Origin of the sequence: Nonomuraea sp. ZG12, from assembly GCF_052068115.1 — a bacterium.
In the GTDB taxonomy this organism is placed as follows: domain Bacteria; phylum Actinomycetota; class Actinomycetes; order Streptosporangiales; family Streptosporangiaceae; genus Nonomuraea.
In genome coordinates this window covers 1-9,060 of sequence record NZ_JBQHCW010000059.1, presented here as the reverse complement: position 1 = coordinate 9,060, position 9,060 = coordinate 1, and the positions used below count along the sequence as shown (strand labels likewise).

Annotated in this window: 2 protein-coding genes; both read left to right on the top strand. The window is 72.4% G+C overall.

What is annotated here, in order from left to right; translation table 11 throughout:
- Window positions 1–2,814: SDR family NAD(P)-dependent oxidoreductase (locus tag ACTMTF_RS48980; RefSeq protein WP_441116971.1), on the top strand; the 2,814-nt coding region annotated here is incomplete at its 5' end.
- A gap of 27 nt (window positions 2,815–2,841) precedes the next feature.
- Window positions 2,842–9,060 (top strand): type I polyketide synthase (locus ACTMTF_RS48975; RefSeq protein ID WP_441116970.1); only part of this gene is annotated, 6,219 nt, incomplete at its 3' end.

Genomic DNA, 9,060 nt, shown 5'->3' with positions numbered 1-9,060 from the left:
GAGGCGCTGGCGGAGGTGCTGGCCGGGTGTGAGCGCGATGGTGTCCGGGCGCGGATGCTGCCGGTGGATTACGCCTCACACGGCCCGCAGGTGGATGCGTTGCGTGAGGAGATCCTAAGTCTGTTGGACGGGGTCACTCCGCAGTCGGCGCGGCTGCCGATGGTGTCGGCGATGACCGGTGAGTTCCTCGAAGGTCCCGAGCTGGACGCCGGCTACTGGTACGCCAGCCTGCGGGCGACCGTCCAGTTCTCCCGGGCGATCGAAGCGCTGGGCGACTACGAGGTATTCATCGAGACCTCCGCCCACCCGGTGCTCGTCACCGCCATCGGCGCCACCCTCGAGAACACCCGAACCGATGACTCCACGGAACCCGGCACCGAACGGGCCCGAGCTCTGCGCCGGCCCCCGGTACTGACCGGAACCCTGCGTCGCGACGACGGCGGTGCGGACCGGCTGCTGGCCTCGCTGGCCGAGGTGCACGTCCACGGCGTCCCGGTCGACTGGGCCGCCGTCCTGCCCACCGGCGCGCGGGTCGATCTCCCCACGTACGTCTTCCAGCGCCAGAGACTGTGGCTCGCGGCGAAGGCGCCCCAGGCTGGCAGCCTCGCCGAGGCCCGGTTCTGGGCCGCCGTCGAGGACGGCGATCTGGCCGGGCTCACCGGCACGCTCGCCGTCGGCGCGGACAAGCCGTTCCGCGAGGTCCTGCCCGCGCTGGCGTCCTGGCGGCAGCGCGAACGCGGCGAAACGGTCACCGCCGGTTGGCGGTACCGGACCTCCTGGCCGGCCCTGCCCGACCCACGGCCGGCGCCGCTGACCGGGACCTGGCTGCTCGTCGCCACCCCAGCCCAGCGGGATCTGGCCGACAGGTGCGTACTGGCCCTCGACACGGCCGGCGCCGAGGTCGTACGCATCGAGATCGCACCCGGCGAGACAGGCAGGCAGGCGCTGGCGGACCGGCTGGGTCCGGACCCTGCGGTGGCGGGGCCGCTGGATGCCGACCTGATGGCGGCGGGGCGGCTCGAGCCGGATCCGGCGGTGGCGGGTGTGGTCTCGCTCCTCGCGCTGGACGAGACGCCGCTGCCCGACGCGCCGGGGGTCAGGGCCGGTCTGGCCGGGACGCTCGCACTGCTTCAGGCCCTCGGCGACCGCGAGATCGAGGCGCCGCTGTGGGTCCTGACCCAGGGCGCCGTCGCCGCCGAACCGGGCGAGCCGCTCACCGCGCCCGGACAGTCGCCCGTGTGGGGCCTCGGCCGGGTCGCGGCCCTGGAACATCCCGGCCGCTGGGGTGGCCTGATCGATCTGCCTCCGGAGCCGGCCGAGCAGGCCACGGACCGGCTGGTCCGGCTCCTGGCCGCCGGCGGCGGTGAGGATCAGGTCGCGATCCGCGGTGGCGGGATCCGGGGCCGGCGCCTGGTCCGGGCGCCCCGGCCCAGCGCGGCCGAACGCTGGACGCCGCCCGGAACGGTTCTGGTGACCGGCGGGACCGGAGCCATCGGCGGACGGGTCGGCGGCTGGCTGGCCGAGCGTGGCGCACCCCGGATCGTCCTGTCCAGCCGCTCCGGGCCGGCCGCCACCGGTACCGCCACGCTCGCCGCCCGGCTGGCCGAAGCCGGGAGCGCCGTCCAGGTGGTCGCCTGCGACACCGCCCGGCGGGAACCGGCCGCCGGGCTGCTCGACACGATCGATCGGTCCGGGCCGGCGCTGACCGCCGTCTTCCACGCCGCCGGGACCGGCCAGGTCACCCCGCTGGACGACCTCACCGTCGCCGGCCTCGCCGAGGTCGCCGAGGCCAAGGTCGCCGGGGCGGTGAACCTGGACGAGCTCACGGCCGGCCGGGAGCTGACCGCCTTCGTGACGTTCTCGTCCGGCGCCGCCGTCTGGGGCAGCGGCATGCAGGCCGGGTACGCCGCGGCCAACGCGTTCCTGGACGGCCTGGCTGAGCACCGCCGAGGCCGGGGACTGGCGGCGACGTCGGTCTCCTGGGGGCTGTGGGGCGGCGGCGGCATGGGCCAGGGTGAGGGCGGTGACCGGCTGCAGCGGCTGGGCCTGCGGGAGATGGACCCGGACCTGGCGATCGAGACGCTGGCCGGAATCCTCGACGGCCCGGCCGGCGAGACGGGAACGGTGACGGTCGCGGACCTGGACTGGGCCCGGTTCGCGCCGGTGTTCACTCTGCACCGCCCGAGCGCGCTGATCGGCGACCTGCCCGAGGTCCGGCAGGCTCTGTCGCCGGGCGCGTCCGGCCTCGGCGGCGAGGACGACGGACCCGGCGAAGGCGCACTTGGTCAGCAGTTGCACGGCTTGTCCCGGGTCGAGCAGGAGCGAATACTGACAGACCTGGTCCGGGCCGAGGCCGCCGCCGTCCTCGGGCACCCCTCGGTGAACGAGGTGGAGGCCGACCGGGCCTTCAAGGACCTCGGTTTCGACTCACTCACCGCCGTGGAGCTGCGTAACAGGCTGAACAGAGCCACCGGGATGAGATTCCCGGCCACCCTGGTCTTCGACTACCCGACGCCGGAGGTTCTGGCCGGTCACGTACGGACCGCGATGAACCTGGGCGGGGAGACCGACTCGCCGTCGATCATCACTGAGATCGAGCGGCTGCAGTCGGCTCTCTCCGGCGTCACCGCCGACTTCGACAAGCGCGACGACGTCACCAAGCTTCTGCGCGGAATGCTGTCGAACTGGATCGACACACACAGCGCGGAAAAGCCCGCGAGCACCGACATCGAATTCCGATCAGCCACGCCCGACGAGGTATTCAGCTTCCTGGATCAGGAACTCGGGCTACCCGCGATCGACGCCGCAGACTAATTGACCCGCTGATTCTGGGAGTCCGTCATGGATAGCCAAGAAAAACTCTTTGACTACCTCAAGAAGGCGTCGGCCGAACTTCAGGAAACCCGTAAGCGGCTGCACCGGATGGAGGCGGCCGAGCAGGAACCGATCGCCATCGTGAGCCTGGGCTGCCGGTACCCTGGCGGCGTCCGTGACCCGGAGAGTTTCTGGGACCTGGTGGTGTCCGGTACGGATGCCATCGCCGGATTCCCGACCGACCGAGGCTGGGAAGCACTTCGGCGCGGCAACGCGGACAGCGCGAGCGCCTTCGCCCACCAGGGCGGGTTCGTCTATGACGCCGCGGACTTCGACGCCGGGTTCTTCGGGATCAGCCCCCGCGAGGCGCTGGCGATGGATCCCCAGCAGCGGCTGCTGCTGGAAGTGGCGTGGGAGTCGCTGGAGCGGGCCCGGATCGAGCCGCGGTCCCTGCGAGGCTCCTCGACCGGCGTGTTCGTCGGAGCCGGATTCGCCGGGTACGGCGAGGGCCTGGTCGAAGCCGACACCGGCTCGGAGGGCTACCTGCTGACCGGGAGCCAGACGGCGATGATCTCCGGCCGGGTGGCGTACACCCTCGGTCTGGAGGGCCCGGCGCTCACCGTGGACACGGCCTGCTCATCGTCGCTGGTCGCCCTGCATCTGGCCGCTCAGGCGCTGCGCTCGGGAGACTGCTCCCTGGCGCTGGCCGGCGGCGTCGTCGTGATGATCACACCGGGGGCGTTCGCGGAGTTCTCCCGGCAGCAGGGGATGGCCGCGGACGGGCGCAGCAAGGCCTTCGCCGGTGCGGCGGACGGCATGGGCTGGGGCGAGGGCGCCGGACTGCTCGTCCTGGAACGGCTTTCGGACGCTCGCCGTAACGGACACCCCGTGCTGGCGCTGATCGCCGGCACGGCCGCGAACCAGGACGGCGCCAGCAACGGGCTGACCGCGCCGAACGGGCCTTCGCAGCAGCGCGTCATCCGCGAGGCCCTGACCAACGCCCGGGTCCGGGCCGACCAGGTGGACGTGGTCGAGGGGCACGGCACCGGCACGGTGCTGGGCGACCCGATCGAGGCGCAGGCGTTGCTCGCGACCTACGGTCAGAACCGGCCGGAGGGCCGTCCGCTGTGGCTGGGTTCGGTGAAGTCGAACATCGGACACACCCAGGCGGCGGGCGGGGTGGCCGGGATCATCAAGATGGTGCTGGCGCTCCAGCACGACCTGATGCCGCCCACCCTGCACGTCGACGTGCCCTCGCCGCAGGTCGACTGGTCGGTGGGCGACGTCCGGCTGCTGACGGAAGCGGTGCCGTGGCCCGCCGACGGGCAGCCCCGCCGGGCCGGCGTGTCGGCGTTCGGGGCCAGCGGCACCAACGTGCACGTCATCGTTCAGGAAGCTCCTGCGGCGGGTGACGCCGACGGCGAGTCCACCGAGACCCCTCAGCCCGCGGCTGCCGTGACCCCGGCGGTGCTGTCCGAGGGGACGGCCTGGCTGGTGTCGGCGCGAACGTCGGACGGGCTGCGGGCCCAGGCCGAACGGCTGGCCGATTTCGCCCGGAACCGGGCGAATCTGGATCTGACCGACATCGGGTGGTCGCTGGCGACGACCCGATCGGTGTTCGAGCACCGGGCCGTGGTCCGGGGCGAGAACCGGGACGAGCTGCTGTCGGGACTGGCCGCGCTGGCCACCGACCTGCCCGCCGCCGGCGTTGTGAGCGGCGTGGTTCCTCCCGGTCGCGGGCGGGGCCGGGTGGTGTTCGTGTTCCCTGGTCAGGGGTCGCAGTGGGTGGGGATGGGTCGGGAGTTGGCCGAGGCCAGTCCGGTGTTCGCGGCTCGGTTGGCTGAGTGTGGTCGGGCTTTGGCTCCTTATGTGGACTGGTCGTTGGATGACGTCCTGGCTGGGGCTCTTGGGTTTGACCGGGTGGATGTGGTTCAGCCGGTGTTGTGGGCGGTGATGGTGTCGCTGGCTGCGGTGTGGCAGGCGGCTGGGGTGGAGCCGGATGCCGTGGTGGGGCATTCGCAGGGGGAGATCGCGGCTGCGGTGGTGGCGGGGATCTTGTCGTTGGAGGATGCCGCGAAGGTGGTGGCGTTGCGCAGTCAGGCGTTGATCGCTCTGTCGGGCCGGGGCGGGATGTTGTCGATCGCCGAGTCTGCGGATGCGGTCGAGGTTCGGGTGGCTTCTTGGGCTGATCGGGTGTCGGTGGCGGCGGTGAACGGTCCTGGGGCGACGGTGGTCTCGGGTGACCTGGAGGCGCTGGCGGAGGTGCTGGCCGGGTGTGAGCGGGATGGTGTCCGGGCGCGGATGCTGCCGGTGGATTACGCCTCGCATGGTCCGCAGGTGGATGCGTTGCGTGAAGAGATTCTGAGTCTGCTGGCCGGGGTCACTCCGCAGGCGGGCCGGATTCCGATGGTGTCGGCGATGACCGGCGAGACGCTGGCCGGTTCGGAGCTCGGGGCAGAGTACTGGTACGCGAGCCTGCGGGCGACCGTCCAGTTCGCCCGGGCGATCGAAGCGCTGAGCGAGTACCGGGTGTTCATCGAGACCTCCGCGCATCCGGTGCTGACCACGTCGATCACCGCCACCCTGGAGAGCCTCGCCGGACGCGAGGACACCGACGGCCTGTCCGGCCCGGCGCCGGTGGTCACCGGGACACTACGCCGGGACGACGGCGGTCCGGCCCGGATCCTAACCTCGCTGGCCGAGGCGCACGTCCACGGCGTCGGTGTCGACTGGTCGGCGGTGCTGCCCGCCGGGCAGCGGGTCGAGCTGCCGACGTACGCGTTCCAGCGTCAGCACTTCTGGCCGAGCCCGGTCCCGGCCACGCGTGACACGCCGGGCGAGAACGACTCGGCGGCGCAGGCCCGGTTCTGGGCCGCCGTCGAGAACGGCGACGTGGACGCCCTGGCCGACACCCTCGCGGTGGACGAACAGCGCCTCAACGACGTCGTCCCGGCCCTGGCGTCCTGGCGGCGCCGGGAGCGCGACGACTCGGCGACGGCCGGCTGGCGCTACCAGGTCTCCTGGGTGCCGGTGCCCGAAGAGGCGTCGGCCGCCCTCCATGGGACCTGGCTCGTCGTCGTCCCGGCCGGCGGAACCGAGCGAGAGCCGCACGCCACCTGCGTGCGGGCCCTCACCGCTCGCGGCGCGGACGTCGTACTCGCCGAGGTGCGTTCGAGTGAGTACGACCAGGCGTCGCTGGCCACTCTGATCATGGACGCCCTCGGCCGGGCGGACGGCACGAGCGAGACGTCCGTGGCGGGGGTCGTGTCGCTGCTGGCACTGGACGAGACACCGCTGCCCGGCCGGCCTTCGGTGGCCGCCGGCGTGGCCGGCACGCTGGGCCTGGTCCAGGCGCTCGGCCAGGCCGCGATCACCGCGCCGCTGTGGGTACTGACGTCCGGGGCGGTGGCCACCGCTCCCGGCGAGCCGCTGACCAGCCCGACCCAGGCGCAGGTCTGGGGCCTGGGCCGGGTCGCGGGCCTGGAGCACCCGGATCGCTGGGGCGGCCTGATCGACCTGCCGCCCACGCCCGACGCGCGGGCCGCCAAGCGCCTCGGCGCCGTGCTGGCCGGGTGCGGTGAGGACCAGGTGGCCATCCGCCCGGCCGGAGTCGTGGGCCGCCGGCTGGTCAGGAGCGGGCCGTCCCGCAGCACCGGCCCGTGGAAACCGCGCGGCACCGTACTCGTGACCGGGGCGAGCGGCGAGATCGGCCCCGAGCTGGCCCGCTGGCTCGCCGACGCGGGCGCCCCGCACCTGACGCTGGTCAGCCGGAGCGGGCCGATGGTCCCCGGGGCGGCCGCCGTGGCCGCGGCCCTGGCCACCGCCGGAACCGCCATCAGCCTGGCGACCTGCGACGTCACCGACCGCGACGCCGTCGCCGGCCTGCTGACCTGGATCGACCGCATCGGACCGGCGCTGTCGACGGTGATCCACGGGGCCATGGCGGTGGAGCTCCTGACCCTGTCCGACACCGGCGTGGACCAGCTGGCACTGACCCTGGGCGCGAAGGTCACCGGAGCCACGCACCTGGACGAGCTGACCGCCGATCTGGACCTGGACGCCTTCGTGCTGTTCTCGTCGATCGCGGCCATCTGGGGCGTCAGCGAGCACGGCGCGTACGCGGCGGCCAACGCCCACCTGGACGCGCTGGCGGAGAACCGCCGCGCCCGAGGTCTGCCGGCGACGTCGGTGGCCTGGGGAGTCTGGGACACCGGGCAGGAGTCGGACTCGGCCGACCGCGCGCTGAGCGTGATCCCGGAACGGCTGCGGCGTCAGGGCCTGCGGCTGCTGGACCCGGGCCGGGCGCTGTCCGCCTTGGGCCAGGTGCTCGCCGACGACGAGACCGTGCTGTCGGTCGCGGATGTGGACTGGCCACGGTTCTCGGCCGTGTTCAACGCCATGCGGGCCTGGCCGCTGCTGGACGAGATCCCCGAAGCGCGGCAGGCCGAGGCCGGCCCGGCCGGCGCCGCGGTGGTGACCTCGGGCGAGGCCGCGGAGCTGCTGGGCCGCCTGGTGGGCGCTACGCCCGGGCGGCGGGAACGCATCGTGACGGAACTGGTCCGCGCGCACGCGGCGGCCGTGCTCGGACACGCCTCCCCCGACGCGGTCGAGTCAGGCCGGGCGTTCCGGGAGATGGGGTTCGACTCCCTGACCGCGGTGGAACTGCGCAGCCGGCTGAACCAGGCCACCGGGCTGCACCTGCCCTCGACGGTGGTGTTCGACCACCCGTCCCCGCTGGTGCTGGGGCGGCAGATTCTCACTCAGCTGCTGGGCGACCAGCAGCTGAGCCCTGCTCAGCGGATGCTCGGCGTGGCCGGGCGGGCGCCGGTCACGGGGGATCCGGTGGTGATCGTCGGGATGGGTTGCCGGTTCCCCGGTGGGGTGGACAGTCCGGAAGCGATGTGGGAGTTGCTGGCGAGCGGTGGGGATGCCATTGGTGGGTTCCCTGCTGATCGGGGTTGGGACCTTGCTGGTCTTGCGGATGCCGTGCCGGGCTCGGCGTCGGCTTCGGTGACTCGTGAGGGTGGGTTTGTGGCGGGTGCGGCGGACTTTGATCCGGCGTTCTTTCGGATCAGTCCGCGTGAGGCGTTGGCGATGGATCCGCAGCAGCGTCTCCTTTTGGAGACGGCTTGGGAGGCGATGGAGAATGCCGGGCTTGATCCGGTGTCTCTGCGTGGTTCGCTTACCGGTGTTTTCGCGGGTGCGGCGGCGTCCGGGTACGCCGGGCAGGCGGGGTTCGACGAGGACTCGGCCGGTCATCTGATCACGGGCAATGTGACCAGTGTGATCTCGGGTCGGATCTCGTACACGCTCGGTCTTGAGGGTCCTGCCGTCACGGTTGACACGGCTTGTTCGTCGGCTTTGGTGTCGTTGCATCTGGCGGCGCAGGCGTTGCGGGCGGGTGAGTGCGATCTCGCGCTGGCCGGTGGTGTGATGGTGATCGCGGATCCGGCTGAGTTCATCGGTTTCTCGCAGCAGGGGGCGCTGGCTCTGGACGGCCGGTGCAAGGCGTTCTCGGCTGAGGCCGATGGGATGGGGCTGTCCGAAGGCGCGGGCATGATCGTGCTGGAACGGTTGTCGGACGCGCGTCGTAACGGGCACACGGTGCTGGCGGTGGTGGCCGGCAGTGCCATCAACCAGGACGGCGCCTCGAACGGGCTGTCGGCGCCGAACGGACCATCGCAGCAACGGGTCATTCGCGCGGCCTTGGCGAACGCCGGGCTGGAGCCTGGTGACGTGGACGCCGTCGAGGGGCACGGCACCGGCACCCGGCTCGGGGACCCGATCGAGGCCCAGGCGATCCTGGCCACGTACGGTCAGGATCGGCCCGAGGATCGGCCGGTGCTGCTGGGGTCGGTGAAGTCGAACATCGGGCATGCGCAGCAGGCGGCGGGCGTGGCCGGGGTCATCAAGATGGTCCTCGCTCTCCGGAACGGGCTGCTGCCGGCCACTCTGCACGCTGACGCCCCGTCGCCGCACGTTGACTGGAGTGCCGGCGATGTTCAACTGCTGACCGAGCCGGTGGACTGGGCTCCGAACGGCCGGCCCAGGAGGGCCGGCGTCTCGGCCTTCGGGATCAGCGGTACGAACGCGCACATGATTCTCGAGGAGCCCCCGGCCGAGCTGGAGCAGGACGAGTCTGGTCCGGTTCGGGAGTCGCCGTCTGTGCTGACCGGTGAGATGACGTCGTGGTTGGTGTCGGCGCAGTCGGTGGCTGGTTTGCGGGCGCAGGCGTCTCGGTTGGTG